The sequence below is a fragment of the Paractinoplanes durhamensis genome, assembly GCF_016862175.1.
Lineage (GTDB): Bacteria > Actinomycetota > Actinomycetes > Mycobacteriales > Micromonosporaceae > Actinoplanes > Actinoplanes durhamensis.
In genome coordinates this window covers 1-22,587 of sequence record NZ_BOML01000051.1, presented here as the reverse complement: position 1 = coordinate 22,587, position 22,587 = coordinate 1, and the positions used below count along the sequence as shown (strand labels likewise).

General features: G+C 71.1%; 21 protein-coding genes. 13 read left to right on the top strand and 8 right to left on the bottom strand.

Features of this window, described 5'->3' with window-relative positions:
• The first annotated feature begins 70 nt into the window (after positions 1-70).
• Genes Adu01nite_RS31450 through Adu01nite_RS31440 form a run of 3 tightly spaced genes read left to right on the top strand, consistent with a single transcriptional unit; the run spans position 71 to position 1,364 of the window.
• Positions 71-577, top strand: a complete 507-nt coding sequence (locus Adu01nite_RS31450) for a methyltransferase family protein (RefSeq protein WP_203732233.1) — start codon at positions 71-73, stop codon at positions 575-577.
• A 14-nt stretch (positions 578-591) separates the two neighbouring features.
• Complete coding sequence (locus Adu01nite_RS31445) at positions 592-1,026, top strand: VOC family protein (RefSeq protein WP_203732231.1); 435 nt, start codon at positions 592-594, stop codon at positions 1,024-1,026.
• A gap of 11 nt (positions 1,027-1,037) precedes the next feature.
• The gene (locus tag Adu01nite_RS31440; RefSeq protein ID WP_203732229.1) at positions 1,038-1,364 is read left to right on the top strand and encodes a TraR/DksA family transcriptional regulator; all 327 of its coding nucleotides are present in this window, start codon (positions 1,038-1,040) and stop codon (positions 1,362-1,364) included.
• On the opposite strand, the gene Adu01nite_RS31435 is transcribed toward Adu01nite_RS31440, so the two are convergent.
• On the bottom strand, positions 1,351-2,175 hold the full coding sequence (locus Adu01nite_RS31435; protein ID WP_203732227.1) for a GNAT family N-acetyltransferase: 825 nt from the start codon (positions 2,173-2,175) through the stop codon (positions 1,351-1,353). The two genes, Adu01nite_RS31440 and Adu01nite_RS31435, sit on opposite strands and share 14 nt — an antisense overlap.
• Positions 2,176-2,222: 47 nt before the next feature.
• Between Adu01nite_RS31435 and Adu01nite_RS31430 the strand changes: the two genes are divergently transcribed.
• Both Adu01nite_RS31430 and Adu01nite_RS31425 read left to right on the top strand, forming a co-directional pair.
• The gene (locus Adu01nite_RS31430) at positions 2,223-2,615 is read left to right on the top strand and encodes an Imm1 family immunity protein (RefSeq protein WP_203732225.1); all 393 of its coding nucleotides are present in this window, start codon (positions 2,223-2,225) and stop codon (positions 2,613-2,615) included.
• Positions 2,616-2,676: 61 nt separating this feature from the next.
• Positions 2,677-3,393, top strand: a complete 717-nt coding sequence (locus tag Adu01nite_RS31425; RefSeq protein ID WP_203732223.1) for a Clp protease N-terminal domain-containing protein — start codon at positions 2,677-2,679, stop codon at positions 3,391-3,393.
• Here Adu01nite_RS31425 and Adu01nite_RS31420 read toward each other — a convergent pair.
• On the bottom strand, positions 3,386-4,330 hold the full coding sequence (locus tag Adu01nite_RS31420) for an EamA family transporter (protein ID WP_203732221.1): 945 nt from the start codon (positions 4,328-4,330) through the stop codon (positions 3,386-3,388). The two genes, Adu01nite_RS31425 and Adu01nite_RS31420, sit on opposite strands and share 8 nt — an antisense overlap.
• Before the next feature lie 38 nt (positions 4,331-4,368).
• On the opposite strand from Adu01nite_RS31420, the gene Adu01nite_RS31415 reads away from it, so the two are divergent.
• Positions 4,369-4,911: a CGNR zinc finger domain-containing protein gene (locus Adu01nite_RS31415; RefSeq protein WP_203732219.1), complete on the top strand. Its 543-nt coding sequence runs from the start codon at positions 4,369-4,371 to the stop codon at positions 4,909-4,911.
• On the opposite strand, the gene Adu01nite_RS31410 is transcribed toward Adu01nite_RS31415, so the two are convergent.
• Entirely contained in the window at positions 4,886-6,028 is a 1,143-nt protein-coding gene (locus Adu01nite_RS31410) for an acyl-CoA dehydrogenase family protein (RefSeq protein ID WP_203732217.1), read from the bottom strand. The genes Adu01nite_RS31415 and Adu01nite_RS31410 overlap by 26 nt on opposite strands.
• 44 nt (positions 6,029-6,072) lie before the next feature.
• Between Adu01nite_RS31410 and Adu01nite_RS31405 the strand changes: the two genes are divergently transcribed.
• Complete coding sequence (locus tag Adu01nite_RS31405) at positions 6,073-9,030, top strand: glycine--tRNA ligase (RefSeq protein ID WP_203732215.1); 2,958 nt, start codon at positions 6,073-6,075, stop codon at positions 9,028-9,030.
• On the opposite strand, the gene Adu01nite_RS31400 is transcribed toward Adu01nite_RS31405, so the two are convergent.
• Positions 9,027-10,364 (bottom strand): serine hydrolase domain-containing protein, encoded by a 1,338-nt coding sequence (locus Adu01nite_RS31400; protein ID WP_203732213.1) that lies wholly within the window; start codon positions 10,362-10,364, stop codon positions 9,027-9,029. The genes Adu01nite_RS31405 and Adu01nite_RS31400 overlap by 4 nt on opposite strands.
• Positions 10,365-10,460: 96 nt before the next feature.
• Between Adu01nite_RS31400 and Adu01nite_RS31395 the strand changes: the two genes are divergently transcribed.
• A complete protein-coding gene (locus Adu01nite_RS31395) occupies positions 10,461-12,068 on the top strand; it encodes a methyl-accepting chemotaxis protein (RefSeq protein WP_203732211.1) in 1,608 nt (535 codons plus the stop codon).
• Between the two features lie 82 nt (positions 12,069-12,150).
• On the opposite strand, the gene Adu01nite_RS31390 is transcribed toward Adu01nite_RS31395, so the two are convergent.
• Complete coding sequence (locus tag Adu01nite_RS31390; RefSeq protein WP_203732209.1) at positions 12,151-12,864, bottom strand: class I SAM-dependent methyltransferase; 714 nt, start codon at positions 12,862-12,864, stop codon at positions 12,151-12,153.
• 22 nt (positions 12,865-12,886) lie between these two features.
• Entirely contained in the window at positions 12,887-14,137 is a 1,251-nt protein-coding gene (locus Adu01nite_RS31385) for an alpha/beta fold hydrolase (protein WP_203732207.1), read from the bottom strand.
• A gap of 96 nt (positions 14,138-14,233) precedes the next feature.
• Between Adu01nite_RS31385 and Adu01nite_RS31380 the strand changes: the two genes are divergently transcribed.
• Entirely contained in the window at positions 14,234-14,857 is a 624-nt protein-coding gene (locus Adu01nite_RS31380; RefSeq protein WP_203732205.1) for a hypothetical protein, read from the top strand.
• On the opposite strand, the gene Adu01nite_RS31375 is transcribed toward Adu01nite_RS31380, so the two are convergent.
• On the bottom strand, positions 14,850-16,385 hold the full coding sequence (locus tag Adu01nite_RS31375; protein WP_203732203.1) for a sensor domain-containing diguanylate cyclase: 1,536 nt from the start codon (positions 16,383-16,385) through the stop codon (positions 14,850-14,852). The two genes, Adu01nite_RS31380 and Adu01nite_RS31375, sit on opposite strands and share 8 nt — an antisense overlap.
• A 195-nt stretch (positions 16,386-16,580) precedes the next feature.
• Between Adu01nite_RS31375 and Adu01nite_RS31370 the strand changes: the two genes are divergently transcribed.
• The gene (locus Adu01nite_RS31370) at positions 16,581-19,103 is read left to right on the top strand and encodes a LamG-like jellyroll fold domain-containing protein (RefSeq protein ID WP_203732202.1); all 2,523 of its coding nucleotides are present in this window, start codon (positions 16,581-16,583) and stop codon (positions 19,101-19,103) included.
• Positions 19,104-19,201: 98 nt separating this feature from the next.
• The gene (locus tag Adu01nite_RS31365) at positions 19,202-20,182 is read left to right on the top strand and encodes an endonuclease/exonuclease/phosphatase family protein (protein ID WP_203732200.1); all 981 of its coding nucleotides are present in this window, start codon (positions 19,202-19,204) and stop codon (positions 20,180-20,182) included.
• A gap of 5 nt (positions 20,183-20,187) precedes the next feature.
• Here the strand turns inward: Adu01nite_RS31365 and Adu01nite_RS31360 are convergent, their stop codons facing one another.
• Positions 20,188-20,757, bottom strand: coding sequence for a TetR/AcrR family transcriptional regulator (locus Adu01nite_RS31360; RefSeq protein WP_239132828.1), 570 nt, complete (start codon positions 20,755-20,757; stop codon positions 20,188-20,190).
• A gap of 70 nt (positions 20,758-20,827) precedes the next feature.
• Here Adu01nite_RS31360 and Adu01nite_RS31355 point away from each other — a divergent pair, with 70 nt between their 5' ends.
• On the top strand, positions 20,828-21,700 hold the full coding sequence (locus Adu01nite_RS31355) for an SDR family oxidoreductase (RefSeq protein WP_203732198.1): 873 nt from the start codon (positions 20,828-20,830) through the stop codon (positions 21,698-21,700).
• 176 nt (positions 21,701-21,876) lie between these two features.
• Complete coding sequence (locus tag Adu01nite_RS31350; protein ID WP_203732196.1) at positions 21,877-22,350, top strand: phosphoribosyltransferase; 474 nt, start codon at positions 21,877-21,879, stop codon at positions 22,348-22,350.
• Positions 22,351-22,587 lie beyond the last annotated feature (237 nt).

Here is a 22,587-nt window from a genome sequence, read left to right as displayed (position 1 = left end):
AGGAACCGGCGGGCAAACCGTACCCGAACGACAGTTCCGCGGGCGCGGCCGGGTCGGCAGAATGAGCGATGTGGACAGACGAGGTGCGGCGAGCGGAAGTGCCCTCTTCTTCGCCCTCGCGCCGGGGACGGTGGCCGGGCTGGTGCCCTGGTTGCTGACCGGTTGGCAGGTGGGCGCCGGGTTCGCGCACTGGTGGCCGCTTCGCGTCCTCGGCATCGCGGTCCTGATCGCGGGAGCGCTGTTCCTCGTCCAGGCCTTCGCCCGCTTCGTGCGGGAGGGCCTGGGCACGCCGGCTCCGGTCGCCCCGCCCGTCCACCTCGTGGTCGGCGGGATTTACCGCTACGTTCGCAACCCGATGTACGTCGCGGTCATCGCCACGATTCTCGGCCAGTCGCTGCTGCTGTGGCGCCCGGTGCTGCTCGGCTACGCGGTGATCGTGGCGGCCGCGATGGTGGCGTTCGTGATCGGCTATGAGCAGCCCGCCCTGACCAGCAGATTCGGCGCCGAATACCTGGCCTACCGCCGCGCCGTCCCGGGCTGGTGGCCGCGACTGACCCCGTGGCACCCGGATCGCTGATCTACGGTGTAGCGATGTCGCCGGTCAAGCAGTTCCAGGTCACCTTCGACTGCGCGGAGCCGGAGCGGCTCGCCCGATTCTGGTGCGCGGTGCTGGGCTACGCCGTGCCGCCGGTGCCGCCGGGCTTCGCGACCTGGGACGACTACGACCGGACCCGGCCGCCCGAGCGTCAGGGGTCGGCCTTCGCGTGCGTCGACCCGGCCGGGGTGGGTCCGCGGCTGTACTTCCAGCGCGTACCCGAAGGAAAGGTGGTCAAGAACCGCGTGCACCTCGACGTGCGCGTGGGCACCGGCCTGGTGAAGGAGGAGCGGCTGGCCGCCCTCGAAGCCGAGTGTGCCCGCCTGATCCCGCTCGGCGCGGTGCGGGTGCGGCTGCTGCTCTCCGACGACTACGAGGAGTCCTGCATCGTGATGCAGGACATCGAGGGCAACGAGTTCTGTCTCGACTGAGAGGCGCGCAGATGGTCCGGGATGAGCTGCTGCGGCTGCGCGCGGACGCGGAGGCCGAGGCGGCGACCATGGCCCGCGACCTGCAGGCGCTGTTCGAGGCCTCGCGCGACTCGAACGCCGACGACGAGCACGACCCCGAGGGCGCCACCATCGGCTTCGAACGCGCCCAGCTGACCGCCCTGCTGGCCGCCGCCCGCGAGCGGATCGCCGAGGTCGACGAGGCACTGCGCCGGCTCGACACGGCCACCTACGGCATCTGCGAACGCTGCGGCCGCCCGATCGCCCCGGAACGGCTGGCCGTGCGCCCGTTCGCCCGCTCCTGCGTCACGTGCGGCTGAACGCGTAGCCGGTCAGCTCGGCCAGCGGGACGTAACCGATCCGCCGGTAGAGGTCGTTGCTGGTGCGGTTGGCCGGGTTGGTGAACAGAACGACGTCGCCCGCGCCCGCGGCCAGCGCCGCCGCACTCACCGCCACCGTCACGGCCCCCGCATAGCCGCGCCCACGCAGGTGGGCCGGCGTGTAGACCGGATCCACCCGGACCATGCCGCCGATCAGCCGGGTCGACCCCGCCATCGACACCGGCTCGCCCGTCGGGGTCTCCCAGAACGTGAAGTGCTTGTCGGCGTAGCGCGAACTCGCCCAGGCGGCCGGGTCCAGGGAGTCGTCGACCGCGGTGGCGAAGTCGCCGCACCAGCGGATGACCTGGTCGAGGTCGGCCGGACCGGCGAGCCGGGCGGCACCCGCCGGCTCCGGCTCCGGCGGGGTCAGCGTGCCCAGCCGATGCAGGCGCCCCCACCAGTTCGGCGTCGCCTCGACGCCGGTGTGCCGCCGCCAGGCCTCGGCGAAGGCCGTGGCGGTGTCGTGGTCCGAGGTCACCCCGGTGAGCTGCTGCCCGGCGGCACCCAGATGGACGACAAGGGACTCGGCCTGCTCCGGCGAGAGGCGGGTCAGATGCACTCGATGCGAGCTGAGGCGATAGAGGAAGCCACGGACCGCACCCTCGGTCTCCAGCCACCCGAAGAGGGTGCCACGAGCACGTGGTTGCGCGGTCACCGTCAGCTGCATGGTGTGCAGGGCAGGCCGCGACCGCAGAAAGTCCACGACCCGGCCCGGAACGTCATCGGTCAGATGCCACCCGTCCGAACGCATGAATCCATGCTCCCCGATCCGCACCACCGGACCTACCATGCCTGCTTATGGCGACGGTGGTGTGGGGCGATGAGCCGGAGGAACGGGCTGTTGTGTCCGCTGAGGACGTGCGGGAGGTGCTGGTCGAGGTGGATCGGCTGGCGGCGGAGCATCCGCTGATCGTGGATGTGACCGTCGACAGTGGCGACACCCTGGGGGTGGCGCTCGGCGGGGATGTGTCGGTGCTGCTCTTCGGGGTGGCGTCCAAGAAGCCGCCCTACTTCGTCAGCCGGGGGCGGGCGCCGCGGCGCGGTGATGGTGTCGTCGGGTTCGGGTACTTCGGGTCGCGTACGGAGTTTCTGGAATCGCAGGTGATACCGCTGCGCGATGCGCTTGATGCCGCCTGTCTTTTCGTGGCCGACGGTGAGCGGCCCGGCAACGTGGGGTGGACCGAAGTCTGATGCCCCAGAAATCGTCAACCCTGGGTTGACGATCGGATGCCGTCAACCTAGGGTTGACGGCATGACGCAGATTAAGCCGCCGGTCCGGCTGGATGACCTCATCGCGGCGATCACCAAGAACAACTCCGACGCTCTCGATCAGCTCTCCGACGCGATGATGCTGGCCGATCACATCGGTGATGTCGCGGACCATCTCATCGGGCACTTCGTCGATCAGGCGCGCCGGTCCGGGGCGTCCTGGACCGACATCGGGCGCAGCATGGGGGTCACCAAGCAGGCGGCGCAGAAGCGGTTCGTCGGCAAGCCCGACCCGGATCCCTCGCAGGGATTCCAGAAGTTCTCCCAGGCGGCGCGGAGCGCGGTCGTCGGCAGCATGAACGAGGCCAAGCAGGCCGGCAACGCCGAGATCGTGCCGGCCCACCTCGTCCTCGGGCTGCTCGGCGGTGACGGTGTCGCGATCGACGCGTTGCGGGCGCAAGGCGTCGACCTCGGCGCGGCGCGGGCGGCCGTGGTCGCGACCCTGCCGGGCCGCAGCGATGCCGATCCGGTGCTGACCCCCTACGACGCCCGGGCCAAGAAGGCGCTCGAGCTGACGTTCCGGACGGCGCTGCGGCTCGGCGACGACGTGATCGGCACCGGGCACGTGCTCCTCGGGCTGCTGGAGGAGGAGGGCGGCGACGGGGTGCTGTCCGGGCTGGGGGTGGCGGCGGAGGCGGTCGAGCGGTTCGTCGTCGACGCCGACGACGAACCGCGGGCCGGACAGCCGCCGGTCAGCTGATGTCGCGGTCGCCCAGGCGGACGGCGACCACGCCGCCGATGATCAGGAGGCCGCCGGCCAACTGGGCCAGGCCGGGCAGTTGGTCGACGAAGAACCACGCGAAGAGCACGGCCGCGACGACCTCCCACAGCGCCACGAACGACGCCACCCGGGAGCCGAGCAGGCGGATCGCGGCGATGCCGGTCGCGTAGGGGACGGCGGCGGTCACCACGCCCAGCAGAACCAGCGGCGCCCACCAGGGCAGGTCGCCGAAGGCGTAGGCGGTGGCGGCGGTGTTCGCGTGCATCGGGAGCAGGCCGGTCACGGCCAGGGCGCCGAGGGTGACGGCGCCGACCACCAGGCCGGCGCCGGCCAGCGCGAGCGGCGGCAGGCCGCTGTCGGTGTCGGCCGAGATCAGGAAGTACGACGTGGCGCCGATCATCGCGGCGAACGCCCAGGCCACGCCCGACCAGGCCAGGTCGGCGCCGGAGAACAGGTCGAGCACCAGCACCAGGCCGGCGGCGGCCAGCGCCGCCCCGGCCACGGTCAGCCGGCCGGGGCGCTGGCCGCGGGTGATCCACAGCCAGGCGACCACCGCGGCCGGCGCGGTGTATTCGATGAGCAGCGCGGGGGCCACGTCCATCGTGGCCACGGCCGAGAAGTAGCAGAACTGGGCGCCGGCGACGGCCAGAACCCCGTACAGCAAGATCTGCAAAGCCTGGGTGCGCAGGAGCCGCCACTTGCCGCGCAGGGCGACCACCGTGAAGGGCGCCAGCACCAGTGCGGCGATGGCGATGCGGGTGAGCACGATCGCGCCCGGGCTCCAGCCGGTGTCGAGCAGGCCGGTCGCGAGTGGACCGGAGAGGCCGAACGTGGTGGCCGAGAGGGCGGCCAGGAGCAGTCCGCCGCTGACGCCGACGGGAACGGCGGCACGGGTGTCATTGGCTATCTGCGTCATGACACGTGACGCTATGGAGAGGGGCGTAAGATGTCAAGGTGCATTTAGCCCATGACACCGAGATGGCACTGCAGTCGGCGGTCGAGCTGGTGAACACCGGCGAGGACCCGGAGACGTTGCTGACGATCGAGGACGTCGACGCCTGGTATGCGAGCTACCGCTACACCGGCCGGCGCGACCGCGACCAGGCCGAGCTGGACGAGTTGCAGGGCGTCCGCCCGGTGCTGCGCGCACTGCTGCTGGCCGGCCGGGACGAGGCGGCCGAGATGGTCAACCGGATGCTGGCCGAGACCGGCGCGATCCCGCAGCTGGTCCGGCACGACGACCTCGACTGGCACGTGCACGCGGTCGACGCCGGCCAGCCCCTGGTCCGCCGGGTGATCGTGGAAACCGCGATGGCCGTCGCCGACCTGATCCGCGGCGACGAGATGACCCGCCTGACCACCTGCGCCGACGACACCTGCTGCGGCATCGTGCTCGACCTGACCAAGAACCGCTCCCGCCGCTTCTGCAGCACGACCTGCGCCAACCGGGTGGCGGTCGCCGCCTACCGGCTCAGACGAAAGCACTCTCCCCGGTGATCGCTCGGCCCACGATCAGGGTGTTGATCTCGCGGGTGCCCTCGTAGGAATACAGGGCCTCGGCGTCGGCTACGAAGCGGCCGATGTCGTAGTCGAGGACGATGCCGTTGCCGGCCAGCAGCTCTCGGGACCAGCCGGCCACCTCGCGCATTCTGGTGGTGCAGTAGGCCTTGGCCAGGGCGGAGTGTTCGTCGCGGTAGCGGCCGGCGTCCTGCAGCTGGGCCAGCCGCACGCACATGCCCAGCGACGCGGTCACGTTGCCGGCCATCCGGACGAGGAGGTCCTGGACCAGCTGGAAGGCGGCGATCGGCTTGCCGAACTGGGTGCGCTCCTTGGCGTAGGCCAGCGCGATCTCGTAGGCCGCCAGCATCACGCCGACCGCCTCCCAGGCGACGCCGCTGCGGGTCGCGCGCAGCACCTTCGCGGTGTCCTTGAACGAGTCGGCCCGTTGCAGCCGATCGGTTTCGGGCACGCGCACATCGTCGAGGGTGATGTCGGCGTTCTGGACCGTACGCAAGGCGATCTTGTTCTCGATCTTGGTGGCGGTGAAACCGGGCGCGTCACCGGGCACCACGAAGCCCTTCACCTGGTGGTCCTCCTCCGACTTCGCCCAGACCACGATCAGGTCGGCGAAGGTGGCGTTGCCGATCCAGCGCTTCCTGCCGTTGAGGATCCAGGTGTCGCCCTCGCGCCGGGCCGTCGTCCGCAGGCCGGCCGCGACGTCCGACCCGCCGGTCGGCTCGGTCAGCGCGAACGCACCGACCTGATCGAACGTAGCCATCGCGGGCAGCCAGCGCTCCTGTTGCTCGGTCGAGCCGCAGGCCCGGATGCTGCCCATCGCCAGGCCCGAGTGCACGCCGTAGAAGGTGGCCATCGAGGCGTCGGCGCGGGCCATCTCCAGCGCCAGCCAGCCGTTGAGCAGCGACGACCCGGGTTTCCCGGCGATGTCCAGCTCCGCGTAGCGCTTGATCAGGTGCATCGGGAAGGCGGCGCGGGACCACTGGTCGTTCGCGATCGGTACCACCTCGGTGGTCAGGAAGTCGCGAACACGCTGGACAATCGCGGCTTCGTCATCCGAAAGCAGGTCCTGAAAGGCGTAAAGATCTCCGGCGAGCATATTCGGTGTCTACCCGTTCGGCGCCTCTCCTAGACTTGCGACCCATGCTCACCATGCAGGATGCCCTGGCCCGGTTGACCGCGTACTGGACGGAACACGGTTGCCTGACCGTCCAGCCGATGAACACCGAGGTCGGCGCCGGAACCCTCAACCCGGCGACCTTCCTGCGGGTGCTGGGGCCGGAGCCGTGGCGGGTCGTCTACGTGGAACCGTCGGTGCGGCCGGACGACTCGCGCTACGGGGAAAACCCGAACCGGCTCCAGACCCATACGCAGATGCAGGTGATCCTCAAGCCCGACCCGGGCAACTCGCAGGAGCTCTACCTGGGCAGCCTGGCCGCGCTCGGCATCGACGTCGCCGCCCACGACGTGCGCTTCGTCGAGGACAACTGGGCGTCGCCGGCGCTCGGCGCGTGGGGCCTGGGCTGGGAGGTCTGGCTCGACGGCCTGGAGATCACCCAGTTCACCTACTTCCAGCAGGCCGGCGGCCTCAACCTCGATCCGGTCAGCGTGGAGATCACCTACGGCATCGAGCGCATCATCATGGCCCTGCAGGACAAGAGCCACTTCAAGGACATCGAGTACGGCCCGGGGATCTCGTACGGCGAGGTGTTCGGCCAGACCGAGTACGAGATGTCGCGGTACTACCTCGACGACGCCGACGTGGCCGCCAACCGGCAGCTGCTCGAGCTGTACGCGGGGGAGGCGCAGCGGCTGATCGATGCCGGACTCCCGGTGCCCGCCCACACGTACGTGCTGAAGTGTTCGCAGGCGTTCAACGTGCTCGACTCCCGCGGTGCGGTCTCCACCGCCGACCGGGCCGCCGAGTTCGGCCGGATGCGCCGGCTCGCCGGTGAGGTCGCCAAGCTGTGGGTGACCCGCCGTGCGGAGCTGGGCCTTCCGCTCGGCCGGGCGGCGGTGCCGGCCCTCGCCGCGCCGGTCGCGCTGCCCGCCGAGAAGGACGGTGCCCGGCTGCTGGTCTTCGAGATCGGCACCGAGGAGCTGCCGCCGGCCGAGTGCCGGGCCGCCCTCGGCTACCTGGAGCGGGAGATCCGGAGCGGTCTCGCCGCGACCCGCCTCACCCACGGCGAGGTGCGGGTCTTCGCAACCCCGCGGCGTCTGGTCGCGGTGGTCGGCGACGTCGCGGCCCGCGAGGCCGATCACGTACGCACGGTGCGCGGCCCCAAGCTCGCCCAGGCGTACGCCGCGGACGGCACGGCCACCCCGGCGCTGCAGGGCTTCCTGCGGGGACAGGGTGCCGCGGCCGGGGACGCCGCGGAGGGTGACTTCAACGGCGTACGCCATGTGGTGGTCAATAAGCACGAAGCCGGTGGCGCCGCCGCCGCCGTGCTCGGACCGGTGCTCGCGAAGGTCGTCGCCGGGCTGCGCGGCGCGAAGAACATGCGATGGAGCGACCCGCAGCTGTCCTACAGCCGGCCGATCCGCTGGCTCGTCGCGCTGTGGGGCGACGACGTCGTGCCGGTCGCGGTCGGCACGCTGACCGCCGGCCGGGAGACCCGGCTGCTGCGCACCTCGGCCACCCCGACCCTGGCGATCGCGTCGGCCGAGACCTTCATGGAGACCCTCGCCTTCAACGGCATCGTCGCCGACCCGGAGGACCGCCGCGAGCTGATCACCACCGGTGCGCAGGACCACGTCTACCCGGACGGCCGGGTCGACGTGCGCGGCGAAGAGGCGCTGATCGACCAGATCACCTACCTGGTGGAGGCGCCGACGCCGCTGCTCGGCACGTTCGACGAGGCCTACCTGTCGCTGCCGGACGCCGTGCTGACCACGGTGATGCGCAAGCACCAGCGCTATCTTCCGGTGCGCGACGCCGAGGGTGCGCTGCTGCCGATGTTCGTGACCGTGGCCAACGGCCCGGTCGACGTCGAGCTGGTCCGGCAGGGCAACGAGGCGGTGCTGCGGGCCCGCTACGAGGACGCGGCGTTCTTCTACCGCGCCGACCGGGAGCTCGCGCTGGAGTCGATGCGCGAGCGGCTGCAGCGGCTGACCTTCACCGACAAGCTCGGCTCGATGGCCGACCGGGCCGGCCGGATCGCCGCGCTCGCCGCCGCGCTGGCCGCGGATCTCGGCCTGTCCTCGCCGACCCTGGACCGGGCCGCTTTCCTGGTGAAGTTCGACCTCGGCTCGCAGCTGGTCACCGAGATGACCAGCCTGGCCGGCGTGATGGCCCGCGACTACGCCCTGCACGCCGGCGAGCACCGGGCGGTGGCCCAGGCCGTCTACGAGGCCGAGCTGCCCCGCAACACCGGCGACGACCTGCCCGCGTCGCTGCCCGGCGCGCTGCTGTCGCTGGCCGACCGGCTCGACCTGGTGGCCGGCCTGGCCGCGACGGTCGGGCTGCCGACCGGCAGCAGCGACCCGTTCGCGGTCCGGCGGGCCGTGCTCGGCCTGCTGGCCGTCCACCGGGCGCACCCCGCCCTGGCCCCGCTTTCGCTGCGATCGGCGCTGGCCACCGCCGCAGCCGGCCAGCCGGTTCCGGTCTCCGCCGAGATCCTGGACGCCTCCGCAGACTTCCTGGCCAAGCGCCTGGAGCAGGCCCTGGTCGAGGAGGGCTACCCGGTCGACCGGGTGCGGGCCGTGCTGCCGCACGCCGACCGCCCGTCGGTCGCTGTCAATCTGCTCAACCAGCTCGGCGAGGTGGCCGCCAACCCCGACTTCATGGCGGTCGCCGAGGCGATCCAGCGCAGCCGCCGGATCGTCCCCGCCGAGGTTCCCGCCGGTTACGACCCGACCGTGCTGAAAGAACCGGCCGAGCTGGCCCTGCACGACGCGGTCGCCGCGGTGCGAGCGCCGGCCGAGCCGGACCTTTTCGAGTTCACCGCGGTGGTTGCCCGGCTGGCCGGGCCGCTGGCCACCTTCTTCGACGAGGTCTTCGTGATGGCCGACGATCCGGCGCTGCGGGCCGCCCGGCTCGGCCTGCTGGCCACCGTCCGCGACCTGGGCGCCGGCTTGCTCGACTGGTCCGAGTTGCGCTAGGCCACGCGGGCGATCGCCCGCACGCCGCCGTAGAGGTAGCGTCCGCCCTCGATGAACATCGCCACCGAGTGGACGCCCTCCTCGGGCTCGACCGCGACGAAGCGGTCGCCGCCGACGGCGACGCTGCGGGCGGTCCGCGGCTTCTCGCCGAGCTCGGCGGCCAGCCCCTTCGGGATGGTGGTGATGTCGAGGCCACCGTCGGCCGCGGCCACGTCGTAGCGGGCGACCGGCCCCTCGTAGCTGCCCACGTAGGGGGCCGGGTCGAACGGCACCGGCTCGGCCGGTGGCCGCAGCCGGGCCGGCACCCGGATGCCGGCCGTCTCGGCGAGGACCGCGGTCAGCACGTCGTCGATGAGCGGGGTGGCGTCGCCGCCGTTCGCGTTGATCGCGATCACCACGTCCCGGCTCGGCACGATCCGCCAGCAGGTGGTCTGGCCGATGGTGCCGCCGTCGTGCCCGACCACCGGGACGCCGTCCCACTCGAACAGCTCGAAGCCCAGACCCCAGCGCAGCGGCCCGCGCTCGCTGAGCCTGGGCAGCGTGACCTGCGGTTCGAGCATGGCCGCGAAGGTGCCGGCCGGCAGCACCCGAGTGCCGTCGGCGGCCACGCCGTCGGCCAGGAACATCCGGCCGAGCTTGATCAGCTCACGCGGCGCCGCGGCCGGGACCGACCCGGCCGGGGCGTTGGAGCGGGGCAGGCCGATGCGGGCGACGCTGTTTTCCGGCGGCAGGTGCCCCACCGCCGCCCGGTAGAACAGGCCCTCGTCGAGGTGCAGCGCCATGTGGGTGACGCCGAGCGGCTCGACCAGCCGTTGGCGCATCACCGACTCCCAGGTGTCGCCGCGCAGCCTGGCGACGAGCGCGCCGAGAACGACGAAACCGGCATTGCTGTACGAGTGGATCGCGCCCGGCGGGTGCACCTGGGTGCCGGCGGTGCCCAGGAAGGTCAGCAGCTTGGCGACGGCGTCGTCGCCGCGCCCGGTGTCCTCGAACAGGTCGCCCTGGAAGCCACCGGTGTGGGTCAGCAGCTGGCGGACCGTCACCGTCTCGGTCGCCACCGGATCGACCACCCGGAACTCCGGCAGATAGGTGCGCACCGGCGCGTCGAGGTCGACCAGGCCCTCGTCGACCAGCTGCATGACCAGCGACGACGTCCAGATCTTGGTGACCGAGCCGATCTGGAACACGCTGTCCGGGGTCGCCTCGACGCCGGTGTCCCGATTGATGACGCCGGTGGCCGCCTCGAACAGCTCGCCGCCGGCCCCGACCGCGACGGCCGCCCCGGGCACGTGGTGACGTTTCGCCGCGTCGTCGAGCAAGCCCTGAAGGTCCATATCGACGACCGTACCGGTGGGCGGGGCGCGGCGTCGCCCGCAAAAGTCTGATGTATCGGGCATTAAGTGGCTGACTTTTTTGCCGAAGAGCTGGCTGTGACGAACCCCTCTACGAAATCCGCCCGGCGAGGCTTCGCCGACCTGCCCACCGGCGTGAAGATTCTCGGCGCGGTCGGGACGGCCGGCGTCGTCGCGCTGGCCATCGGCGTCAGCGGCATGATGTCGCTCTCGAAGGCCAGCGACTCCGTCGACAAGATTTACAGCAACAACGTACTGGCCGTCGGCGCCATCGGTGACGTGCGGGCGTCGGTCATCACGGCCCGCCTCGACACCGCCAACCTCGCCCTGGCCGAGGACACCGCGACCGCCCAGAAATTCGCGACGGCGTTCACCGCCGAAGCGAAGAAGTTCGGCGTCGCCCTCGAAACCTACGACGCGGCCAGCACGACCCCGGTCACCGTCGACGCCCTCCGCGCGCAATGGACCGAGTACACCACGCTCGTGCAGGACAAGCTGATCCCGTTCGGGCTCGCACACAACACGACCGCCTTCAACCAGGTCCGGAGCGACTCGGTCGTTCCGCTGATGGAGAAGATCGCCGCGAGCGTCGACGCCCTGCTGGCCGCGGAGAACGAGGAGGCCGCGGCGGATGCCGCCGCCGCCCGCAGCGCGTACGAGAGCAGCCGCACCCTCTCGATCGCGCTGCTCGCCGGCGGTCTTCTGATCGCCGCGCTGATCGGCTTCGTGGTCACCCGCGGCATCCGCCGCTCGCTCGCCCGGGTCGAGGACGTCTGTGAGGCGCTCGCCCAGGGCGACCTGACCCACTCGGCCGGCCTGACCAGCCAGGACGAGCTGGGCCGGATGGGCCGCGCGCTGGACTCCGCGGTCAGCCGGCTGCGCACCACCGTCTCCACCATCAACGGCTCCGCGGTCGCGCTGGCCGCCGCCACCGAGGAGATCTCGGCGACCGCCGAGCACATCGCCGACTCGGCCACCGAGACCTCCCGCCAGGCGGCGGCGGTGTCCACCGCGGCCGGCGAGGTGTCGCACAGCGTCACCACGGTCTCGGCCGGCGGCGAGGAGATGGCCGCGGCGATCCGGGAGATCTCGCAGAACGCCAGCGAGGCCGCCCGGGTGGCCGCCGAGGCGGTCACCGCGGCCACCGCCACCTCGACCACGATGAACCAGCTCAGCACGTCGTCGGTGGAGATCGGCAACGTGATCAAGGTGATCACCGCGATCGCCGAGCAGACCAACCTGCTCGCCCTGAATGCCACCATCGAGGCGGCCCGGGCCGGCGAGCTCGGCAAGGGCTTCGCGGTCGTCGCGTCCGAGGTCAAGGACCTGGCCCAGGAGACGTCGAAGGCCACCGAGGAGATCTCCCGCCGGGTCGAGGCGATCCAGTCCGACGCGGGCGGCGCGGTCTCCGCCATCGAGCTGATCACCGACGTGATCAGCCGGATCAGCGACTTCCAGACCACCATCGCGTCGGCCGTCGAGGAGCAGACCGCCACCACCGCCGAGATGAACCGCAGCGTCACCGAGGCGGCGGCCGGCACCGAGGAGATCTCGCAGACCATCACCGGCGTGGCCGATGCGGCCCACACCACCAGTGAGGGCGTCGCCGAGACCAAGCAGGCGACCGCCGAGCTGGCCCGGATGTCCGGCGAGCTGACCAACCTGGTGTCGGCCTTCAAGTACTGATCTTTTACCGGTGTGGGACCTGCCTATCGGCCGTCGACCTGACGATCGATGCGCAGGTCCCGCTCCAGTTCCGAGGTCACCATCAGGCGGGCTTGCGCCCGAGGAACAGGCGGCAGCGCGGGCTTCCGTCGCTGTTGCGGCCCAGCGGCGTCAACGGAACGGCCCGCACGGCGAAGCCGGCCGCCACCAGATCGTCGCGCACGGCAACGAGCGGCGTGGTCCGGTAGTACATGACGAACGGCGGCCGCCACACGGCGTTCCGGACCCGCATGGCCACATCGAACCCGAGCGTGACCCAGTGCCCGACCGACGTCGGCGGCGGCGGCGTCCCGATCGGAAACGCGAAGAGCCCACCCGGCCGCAGCGCGCGGAAGACCTCGGCGAAGAGCGCGGGCCGCTCGGCCGGCAGAAAGTGCCCGAGCGCCCCGAAGGTCACCGCAAGATCGAACGCTTCGCCGAACGGAAGGGCCCGGGCATCGCCGCGAACCCAGCTGGCGTCCGGGTGCGCGGCACGCGCCTGCCCGAGCATGCCGGCGCTGAAGTCGATCCCGGTGCTCCGCCCCGGGCACAGCGGCTGAAGAACCTCCATGCCCGCGCCGGTCCCGCAGCAGACATCAACCCCGGCACCGAACGGCCCGAGCTCGGCCAGCGCTTCGCGCGTGGCACCGAGGATGCTTTCCGGCGTACGGAACGGGGTGTGATCGAACTTCGGCGCGAGAAGGTCGTAGCCGCGTTCGACCGAGGACAGTGCCTGGACAGCCAGTTCACGCAGCGACGGACCTTGGGGCGAGAACATCGCCCGAGGCTACCTGCCGCGATCAGCGCAGACCGGCCGCCATCTCCATCAGGTGGCCCAGAACGGCGTCGCCGGACGTGCGCAGGCCGTCGTGCTCGTGCTCGTTGGTGACCCACGTTCGGACGTTGCCCACCGTCGCGGCCGTCTCCAGCGACAGGCCGGCGTCGACGTACATGTCGTCGGCGTAGACGGCGGCCAGCACCGGGACCTCGTTGCCGGCCAGGCGCTCGCGGTCGTAGAGCGTCGGCCAGTCGGTCGTTGCGGCCAGGATGTCGGCGGCGCCGGCGAACGGGCGCAGGGCGGCGATCTGCTCGAACATCCAGGGGTACATCATCTCGCCGGTGAACAGCAGCGGGTCGGCGTCGGGGGCGAAGCGCGGGTAGTCGGCCATCGCGCGGTCGGCGGCCCAGTTGGTGGCGCCGTTCGCCTGGCCGTAGCAGTACTCCTGCAGCGCGAACAGCGGCTGGCCGACGAAGCCGGTGTGGGCCATCACCTCGTACCGGAAGGTGTCGGACAGGCGCGTGCCGTGCCACGCCTCGTCGAGCAGCCAATGCACCTGGGCGTAGCCGTCGCTCATGCCGAAGGCGCTGCCGAGAAAGCGGAACCGCTCGACCGTGAGCCGATCCCCGTCGGGCAGCCGGACGTCCTCGGCGGCCAGATGGTCGGCGACCCGGCGGACCGCCGCGAGGTCGTCCGGGAAGGCGCGGTAATACTCGGCGTTCTTGGCGGCCACCCGCGGGTAGGTCCGGGCGTAGACCTCGTCGGCGGTCGCGGTGAGCCCGGGCAGCCCACCGGTGACGAAGCAGTTGCGCAGCCCCTGCGGCGCGACCGACAGGTAGGCCATGGTGACGAACCCGCCGTAGCTCTGCCCGAGCGTGTCCCACTTCGAGCCCTCGGCCAGACGCTCCCGCAGGATCTCGGCGTCGGCGACGATGCTGTCGGCCCGAAACAGCCGAAGATGATCGGCCAGCTCTTGAGGCGTGCGCCCATCGGCGGCCAGCGGCGTGCTCCGCCCGGTGCCACGCTGATCGAGCAGCAGCACCCGATGGGTGCGCACGGCCCGCCCGATCCAGCTCTCCGCCCGAACCGGCCGCGACGCCTTCCCGCCGGGCCCACCCTGCAGAAAGAGCAGCCACGGCAGATCCACCCCGACCTGATCGGCGGCCACCACCTCGCGGGCGAACACCTCGATCGTGTCGCCGTCGGGCCGCGAGTGGTCGAGCGGCACGGTGATCGTGTGGTCGGCGAAGCGCAAGCCGGGGTGAGCGATCATGAAGACCAGCCTACGATCTGGCGAGGAGCCGGCTGCGGCGGCGCCGCGTAACTCTATTTCCCGAAAAAACGGGCTTGGATGCGACATTCTGCCCAGGTGGTGCAGCGAGCAGGGCCCAGCCGGGCCGAGGTCACCCAGGGCGTGAATCAGCGCCTGGAAGCGACCCTGCACGCCGACCCCAGCCTGCGCCTCGAACCCGTCCCGGCCCAGTTCCTGCGCACCCCGGAGACCAGGTCCGGCATCCGGATCGTGCGCGGCGGGCGGCTTCCCGAGGCCGGGGACGAGGCCTTCGACCTGGTGGCGGAGCTCTGGCGGGAGGCCGGCGGGCGGGTCGAGGAAGCCTCGGGGCTGGACGGCCGCCTGCTGGTCGTGCACGATCCGGCCGGCTACATCATCTCGCTGACCCGGCATTCGGGGGAGGATCCGATCCTCACCGTGGCCTCGCCGGCCATCCCGGCGCCGTTCCTGGATCGCGGCCTGATGTCCGGCCTGCTCGCCGGCCTGGTCGTCGGCTGCCTCGGGCCGTGCGCCACGACCGTGATCCCGTCGGCGGCCTTCCCGGGGCTGGCCGGCACGCACCTGACCTACTGGGCGTGGATCCCGCTGTTCCTGGTGATCGTCGGGGGCAGCCTCTACCTGCCGGAGGCCCGGCGGTTCGGGGTCGGCCTGCTGGTCGGCGGCGTTCTGATCGGGCTGCCGATCGCGACGATGTTCAGCTGACCTCGGGGTGCGCCCGCCGGCTGCCGCCGCCGAGGGCCTTGGTGTCGCGCTTCGCGTCGTACATCGCGGCGTCGGCGCTGCGCATCAGGGCGTCGTACGCTCCGGCGTCCTCGGGGTAGAGGGCGATGCCGACGCTGCCGCCGATCTTCACCTCGACGTCGTCGATGGTGAACGGCTCGCGCATCCGTTCGACGATCCGGTCGGCCACCGCCGTCGCGACCGCCTCGTCGGGGTCGCGGGTCAGCAGGATCGCGAACTCGTCGCCGCCGAGCCGGGAGACCACGTCGTTCTCCCGGACCGCGCCCAGCAGGCGCTTGGCGACCTGCTGCAGGAGCCCGTCGCCGACGTGGTGACCGGCGGTGTCGTTGACCTCCTTGAAGCCGTTGAGGTCGAGCAGCATCATCGCCACCCGGCCGCCGGTGCTGGCCGCGTGCCCGACCGCCTGCTCGGCGCGTTCGAGCAGGTAGGAGCGGTTCGGCAGGCCGGTCAGTGAGTCGTGGAACGCCTGGTGGGACAGCTGTGCCACGTGCGCCTGGGCGGCCTGGCGCATACCGGCGCTGTCCACGATCAGGGCGCCCTCGACCGACAGCTGCTCGGCGAGGATGCGGTCCCGGCTGGTCCAGTCGCGGGTGTCGGCCTGACCGCACAGGATCATGCCGACGCAGCCCTGGGCGGACATCATCGGGATCGCGATGTACGACCTGAGGCCCATGGTGCGGACGAATCCGCAGGTCAGCACGGCGGCGTTGGTGGCGTCGGTGACCAGCACGGGCTTGCCCTCGCTGATCGCCCGCCAGACCGGGGAGTCGGTGGCGGCGGTGCCGATCAGGTGCCGGAACTGGGCGTCGCCGTCGGCCATCCCGACGCTGTGGATGTAGCGGACAATGCCTTCGCCGTCGACCAGGACGAGCGCGCCGAAGTCGGTGCGGAACGCCTCGGCGGAGCAGGTGACCAGGGTGCGGCCGGCCGCCTCGACGGTGGTGGCGACCATGCCCTGCTCGAACAGCTTGCGGATGGTCGCGGAGACGTGCGACAGGAACTGGCGCTGCTTCTCCGCGGCGATCCCCTGCAGGGTGGCCGCGAAGTGCAGGGCGATCGGCGACAGCGTCTCCGGGCGCAGCACGGCCAGGCCGGTGCCGGTCAGCAGCAGCACGCCGACGGTCTGCCCGCCGATGCGCAGCCGGATCGCCATCCGGCCGCCGTCGGCCAGCGGTGCGGCACCGGCCGCCATCCGGAACACCTTGCCCGCGGTGAGCAGGTCCCGGGCGCCGGGCGCGCCGACCCGGGCGGTCGGGTTGAGCAGGCCGGTCTCCGAGTCGAGCTCGTAGACGGTGGCGGCGGTCAGGCCGGCCGCCTCCCGCAGGAACGGCTCGGCCAGGTCGAGGATGTGCTGGACCGAGGGGGTGTCCTTGGTCATGAAGGCGATCAGCCCGGCGAGGAGGGCGTCCTGCGGATCGTCGACAGCGCCGGGCGCCCCCGACGAACCCAGGGCAGCCGCCACCGGCCGCACTCCACTGCTCACGCTCATGGCACTAAAGGTCGGCATCCGCGGCGGGCGGTTGAGTGGGCGACCCCACCGGTCCGGTCGCAGTTCGGTTGCAGGGTTGCCCCCTTGGACATAGATCGCCATGAAACCTTGACGTAACCTGAGCGTCGTTGTTCAACTGTGTTGGCTCATGGCGAAACACGAGCGCACTCTTCCGCTCCGAAGGGAATAACGCGCGTGACACAACATGTCCGGGGCCGGTGGCTGCTCGCCGCCGCGTCCGCGACCGCCCTGCTCCTCACCTTCTCCTCGGCCCCGGCGGAAAGTGCGCCCAGTTCGGTCGAGACTCCCGTCGCTCCCGCCCCACTGACCTCGGCGGTGGCCGCCGCCGACCCCGCCTGGCACGCCGGCATCCCGCCGCTGGCCACCCCCTGGACCGCCAAGGTCGGGCCGAACAACGCGCTGCCCGAATATCCCCGCCCGCAGCTCACCCGCGACAAATGGCAGAACCTCAACGGGGTCTGGGAGTTCGCCAAGGCCACCACCGGCGAGGCGGTTCCGGCCGGTCGGGGTCTGGCCGAGCGCGTCCTGGTCCCGTACCCCATCGAAAGTGCTCTTTCCGGCATTCAGCGGCACGAGGACCGGATGTGGTACCGCCGGACCTTCACCGTGCCGGCCGGGTGGAAGGTAGGCGCCGGCAACCGGCTGCAGCTGCACTTCGGCGCGGTCGACTACGACGCCAAGGTCTACGTGAACGGCACGGCGGTGGCCACCCATCGCGGCGGCTACGACGGCTTCGACGTGGACGTCACCGACGCACTCACCGCGAGCGGCCCGCAGGAGCTGATCGTCTGGGCCGAGGACCTCACCGACGCGACCGGCCAGCCGATCGGCAAGCAGCGCCGGGTCGGCGACCGCGGCATCTTCTACCAGGGCAGCTCCGGCATCTGGCGGACGGTCTGGATGGAGCCGGTGCCGGCCGCCTCGATCACGTCGCTGTCGCTGACCCCTTCGGTGTCCGCGGGCGTTCTGAAGATCAAGGTCAACACCTTTGCGGGTACGGGTCTGACGGTGCGCGCCGCGGTTCGGGGTGGTGGCTCGGTGACCGGTGCGGCCGACACGCTACTGACCCTGCCGATGCCGCGCGCTCGCCTCTGGTCCCCGGACCATCCGTACCTGTATGACCTGTCGGTTTCTTTGGTTGATCGCGGCAAAACGGTTGATGCGGTCGGGTCGTACTTCGGCATGCGGGAGATCGGGACCGCGCCGGGTGCCGACGGGAAGCTCCGGATCACGCTCAACGGGAAGATCCTGTTCAACCAGGCCAACCTCGACCAGGGCTTCTGGCCGGACGGCCTGAACACCGCCCCGACCGACGCGGCGCTGCGCTTCGACCTCGAGCAGGACAAGGCGATGGGCTTCAACGCCGTCCGCAAGCACATCAAGGTCGAGCCGGACCGCTGGTACTACTGGGCGGACAAACTCGGGCTGCTGGTCTGGCAGGACATGCCGGCCGCCAACACCGGGCCGATTGCCGCCGAGTGGCGCGGGCAGTTCGAGTCCGAGCTGCACGAGATGGTGCGCGAGCACGAGTCGTGGACGTCGATCGTCGCCTGGGTGCCGTTCAACGAGGGCTGGGGCGAGTGGAGCCGCGAGGACACCGGGCGGATCGCCACGGCGGTCAAGGCGCAGGACCCGTCCCGGCTGGTCAACGCGCACAGCGGGGTGAACTGCTGCAACTCGCACGGTGACTCCGGGGCCGGCGACGTGATCGACTTCCACCAGTACCTCGGGCCGGCCACCCCGGCGCCGTCCGGTTCGCGGGTGGCGATCGACGGCGAGCACGGCGGGTTCGGGCTCAAGACCTCGAACCACATGTGGTTCGGGGACGGCCAGGCGTACGAGATGGAGCCGTCGTCCTCGGTCTTGACCGCGAAATACGTGGCCAACCAGGAAGCGGTGATCACCTCGGCCAAGTACTGCGGAATCAGCGCGGCCATCTACACCCAGATCACCGACGTCGAGGGGGAGCTCAACGGCTTCTGGACGTACGACCGGCAGCTCGCCAAGATGGATCTGGCCGCCGTCCGGAAGATCAACAAGAAGATCATCGCGTCCGCGGACGGGTCCGGGGCCAATGTGCCGCAGCCGCCGGCCGGCACCCCTGGGTTGGAAGGTGTCGCATTCTGGTCGCTCGACGGCTCGTACGGGACGCTGACCCCGGTCGGCTCGCCCGGCTTCGTGTCGGGACATAACGGGCAAGGCGTTGATTTCAACGGCTCCACCCAATACCTCGACGCCGGGAAGCCGGTGCTGAACACCGCCTCCGACTACTCGGCGGCGGCCTGGGTGAAGCTCGACAAGGCGGACGGCGCCTTCCAGACGATCATCAGCCAGGACGGGGCCTCGAACAGCGACTTCTTCCTGCAGTACTCCGGCGCCGACCAGAAGTTCGCGATGAGCTTCGCCGGCGTCCGGGCCCTCGCCGGGTTCAAGCCGGCGGTCGGGCAGTGGTACCACCTGGTCGGGGTGCGCGACACGGTCAAGGGCGAGCTCCGGCTGTACGTCGACGGTGCGCTCGCCGGCACCGCCAGTGCCTGCATGCCGCAGGCGGCGCCGACCGGCAACACCGTGATCGGGCGCGGGAAGTACGGCGGTAACCCGGTCGACTACCTCGACGGGGTGGCCGACCAGGTGCACCTGTACGACCGGGCGCTGTCCGCCACCGAGATCCAGCAGCTCTATTCGTCCGGGAACTGATGTCGGTGGAGCGGGGTCGAGGCATCGACCCCGCTCCATGCTGAACGATCTAGGACAAAGGACGCTGTTTTCGCTGCTCAGCGGCCTACCTTGACGGCATGACGGAACTGCGCATCTCGACGTTCAACCTCGAGAACTTCGACGAGACAGCCGACGGGGTCGAGCCCTCGCTCGCCGACCGGATCGCCCTCATGCGGCCCCAGATCCAGCGCCTGCGCGCCGACATCGCCTGCTTCCAAGAGGTCAACGGCCAGGAGCGGCCCGGCCAGCCGCGCGCCCTGCACGCCCTGCGCGCGCTGCTGACCGACACGGTTCTAGAGGGTGCCGAGCTGGTCACCACCAAGCCCAAGGACGACGGCGCCTACAACGAGCGCAACATCGTGGTCGCCACCCACCTGCCGGTGCTGTCCCGCCAGCAGCTGCGCAACGAGCTGGTCGCCGCGCCCACCTACCGGCGGCTGACCGCCATCCCGCCCGACCAGTTCGCCATCGAGATCGGCGTCGAACGCCCCATCCTGCACGTCGAGCTCAACGTCGGCGGCCGCCCGCTGCACGTGATCAACGTGCACCTCAAGTCGAAGCTGCCCACCACCATCCCCGGCCAGATGGTCGACCAGTACACGTGGCGCAGCGCCGACTCGTGGGCCGAGGGCTCCTTCATCTCCTCGATGAAGCGGATGGGTCAGGCCCTGGAGGTGCGCCGCCTGGTCGACCAGATCCTCGACGGCGACCCGGACGCCCGCATCGTGGTGGCCGGCGACTTCAACGCCACCCCCGAGGAGGTCCCGGTGCTGGCCATCCGCGGCCAGGTGGAGGACACCGGAAACGGTGCGCTGGCCGCAAGAGTGCTCGTCCCGATCGAGCAGACGGTCCCGCAGTCGAGCCGCTACACCCTGTTCCACCAGGGCCAGGGCAACATGCTCGACCACATGCTGGTGACCCGGAACCTGCTGGCCCACTACCGGGGCTCCGAGATCCACAACGAGATCCTGCACGACGAGTCCCAGTCCTTCGCCACCGACCGGAAGTTCCCCGAGTCCGATCACGCCCCGGTGGTGGCCACTTTCGACCTGCCCTGAGGTTTCTAGGCGATCCGGGCGATCAGCATGCGGAGCAGTTCGTCGCCGGTCACGTGCCACTTCTCCGGGGTGAGCTGGCCGCTGTTCTCCATCGCGACGATGCCGTGCAGGCTGGTCATCAGGAGCGCGCCGAGCGGGCCGGCCCGGTCCGGGCCTTTGACGACCTCGGCGACGATGGCGAGGAACTGGTCGTGCGTGCGGGACACGGCGGCGATCGCGTCCGGGTGTTCCTCGGTGGGGGCGGCGAACATCAGCGCGTACGCGTGCGGGCGCCGCCGGCCGACCTCCATGAGCCCGGCCAGGGAGCGCTCCAGGCGGACGGCGGGGGGCAGGGCCCGGTCCGCGATCAGCTCGTCGAGCCGGTCGCCGACCTCCTGCCAGCTCTTGGCCGCGACCGCGGCGAGCAGGTGTTCCTTGTCCGGGAAGTGACCGTAGGGCGCGCCGCGGGACACGCCGGCGCGGGCCCCCACGGCGCGCAGGGTCACCGCGTCCGGGCCGCCCTCGTCGAGCAGGTCGGCGGCCGCGTCGACCAGCGCACGCCGGGTTGCCGCCGCGCTCTCCACTCTGCTGACCACGCCGCCAATCTACCTGACAACGTCAGCCCGTTCACTTGACAGCGTCACATGAGCTGCTACCTTGGTTCGTATGACAACGTCACATGAAGAGCTCGTTCTGATCAGCGGCGCATCCACCGGCATGGGCGCGGCCACCGCCCGTGAGTTGGCCCGCCGCGGCTACCACGTGCTCGCCGGCGTCCGGCGCGAGGCCGACGGCGAGGCGCTGCGCGGGCCCGGCCTGGAGCCCGTTCTGCTCGACGTCACCGACCCGGCGCAGATCGAGGCGGTCGCCCGGCGCGTCGCCGCCGACCCGGCGCGGCGGCCGCTGCGGGCGGTGATCAACAACGCCGGCATCGCCATCAACGCACCGGTGGAGCTGTTGTCGATGGACGAGTGGCGGCGGCAGTTCGAGGTGAACTTCTTCGGCCACGTCGCGGTCACCAAGGCGCTGCTGCCCGCGCTGCACGCCAGCTCCGGCCGGGTGGTCAACATCAGCTCGGTCGGCGGGAAGGTCGCGCTGCCGACCTACGGGGCGTATGCCGGGGCGAAGTTCGCCATGGAGGGGATGAGCGACGCCCTGCGGCGGGAACTCGCGCCGCACGGCGTGCAGGTGGTGGTGGTCGAGCCCGGCGGCGTACGCACCGAGATGACCGGCCGCGGCATCGAGCGGATGCGCGGCACGATCGACGCGATGTCGCCGGCCGAGCGTGGCCGCTACGGCGGGCTGCTGCAGGCGATCATCAGCCAGGCCACCGCGTTCACCCGGTCGGGGCTGTCCGCCGAGGCGGCGGCCCGGATCATCGCCGGCGCCGCGACGGTGCGCCGGCCGCGCGCCCGCTACACGGTCGGCCGGGACGCGGCCATCCTCACCCGGCTGTCCCGCATCCTCTCCGACCGCATCCTCGACCGCATCATGGCCGCCAACCTGCGCCCACACTTCCCCAAGGAGCAGCGCGCCTGAGCGGCCGCCGGGGCAACGCGACGACGCGGCGCCGGGCAACGCTTCGCTGGGGCAACGCGCCTGGGCTGCCGGTGGCCTGCGAGGCGGCTCACCTGATCTTTCCCGCTGGGGCGGCCTGCTGGATCATTGCGGTTGGGACGCCCGCGGTGGCGGGGATTCGGTGGTAGGGGAGTGGCGTGAGCGAGCGGGAAACGTTGACCTGGGACGACTTCGGGCGGGCGGGGCGTGCGCTGGCCCAGCAGGTCGCCGATGACGGGTATCGGCCCGATCTCATCCTGGCGATCGCCCGTGGCGGGCTGCTTCCGGCCGGGGCGATCAGTTATGCGCTCGACGTGAAGAACCTGCATCTGATCAACGTCGAGTTCTATACCGGCGTCGACGAGCGGCTGGATCTGCCGGTGATGCTGCCGCCGGTGCCGCAGACCGTCGACCTGTCCGGGGCGACCGTGCTGATCGTCGACGATGTCGCCGACACCGGCGCCACCCTGAAGCTGGTCCGCGACTACTGCGCCGGGCACGTCGCCGAGGCCCGCTGCGCGGTCATCTACGAGAAGCCGCACTCGGTAGTGAAGTGCGAATACGTGTGGTCCCGCACCGACAAATGGATCAACTTCGCCTGGTCGAGCCAGCCCTCGGTAACCCAGGCCTGACCCGGTGGCCGCAGCGGTCTCTCGGCGCGCTGTTTGGCCTCCCGCGCTCTCGCGCTGCCCGTTCACTGGGTGATTGGCTGGGCTGGTGACGTGCTCACCGTTTGGTTGATTGGGTTGGGCGGTGTGCTGACCGGGCGCGGGGCTGAGCCAGCCGGCCCGCTCACGGGGTGCGGGGATGGGCTGGGCGGCGCACTCACCGGGCGCGGGGCTGAGCCAGGCGGCGCACTCACCGGGTGC

Excerpts from the sequence above, each read along its gene's own strand:
- Adu01nite_RS31445 (WP_203732231.1), top strand. The coding sequence starts at position 592 with ATGTCGCCGGTCAAGCAGTTCCAGGTCACCTTCGACTGCGCGGAGCCG.
- Adu01nite_RS31440 (WP_203732229.1), top strand. The coding sequence starts at position 1,038 with ATGGTCCGGGATGAGCTGCTGCGGCTGCGCGCGGACGCGGAGGCCGAG.
- Adu01nite_RS31435 (WP_203732227.1), bottom strand. The coding sequence starts at position 2,175 with ATGCGTTCGGACGGGTGGCATCTGACCGATGACGTTCCGGGCCGGGTC.
- Adu01nite_RS31430 (WP_203732225.1), top strand. The coding sequence starts at position 2,223 with ATGGCGACGGTGGTGTGGGGCGATGAGCCGGAGGAACGGGCTGTTGTG.
- Adu01nite_RS31425 (WP_203732223.1), top strand. The coding sequence starts at position 2,677 with ATGACGCAGATTAAGCCGCCGGTCCGGCTGGATGACCTCATCGCGGCG.
- Adu01nite_RS31420 (WP_203732221.1), bottom strand. The coding sequence starts at position 4,330 with ATGACGCAGATAGCCAATGACACCCGTGCCGCCGTTCCCGTCGGCGTC.
- Adu01nite_RS31410 (WP_203732217.1), bottom strand. The coding sequence starts at position 6,028 with ATGCTCGCCGGAGATCTTTACGCCTTTCAGGACCTGCTTTCGGATGAC.
- Adu01nite_RS31405 (WP_203732215.1), top strand. The coding sequence starts at position 6,073 with ATGCTCACCATGCAGGATGCCCTGGCCCGGTTGACCGCGTACTGGACG.
- Adu01nite_RS31400 (WP_203732213.1), bottom strand. The coding sequence starts at position 10,364 with ATGGACCTTCAGGGCTTGCTCGACGACGCGGCGAAACGTCACCACGTG.
- Adu01nite_RS31390 (WP_203732209.1), bottom strand. The coding sequence starts at position 12,864 with ATGTTCTCGCCCCAAGGTCCGTCGCTGCGTGAACTGGCTGTCCAGGCA.
- Adu01nite_RS31385 (WP_203732207.1), bottom strand. The coding sequence starts at position 14,137 with ATGATCGCTCACCCCGGCTTGCGCTTCGCCGACCACACGATCACCGTG.
- Adu01nite_RS31375 (WP_203732203.1), bottom strand. The coding sequence starts at position 16,385 with ATGAGCGTGAGCAGTGGAGTGCGGCCGGTGGCGGCTGCCCTGGGTTCG.
- Adu01nite_RS31365 (WP_203732200.1), top strand. The coding sequence starts at position 19,202 with ATGACGGAACTGCGCATCTCGACGTTCAACCTCGAGAACTTCGACGAG.
- Adu01nite_RS31355 (WP_203732198.1), top strand. The coding sequence starts at position 20,828 with ATGACAACGTCACATGAAGAGCTCGTTCTGATCAGCGGCGCATCCACC.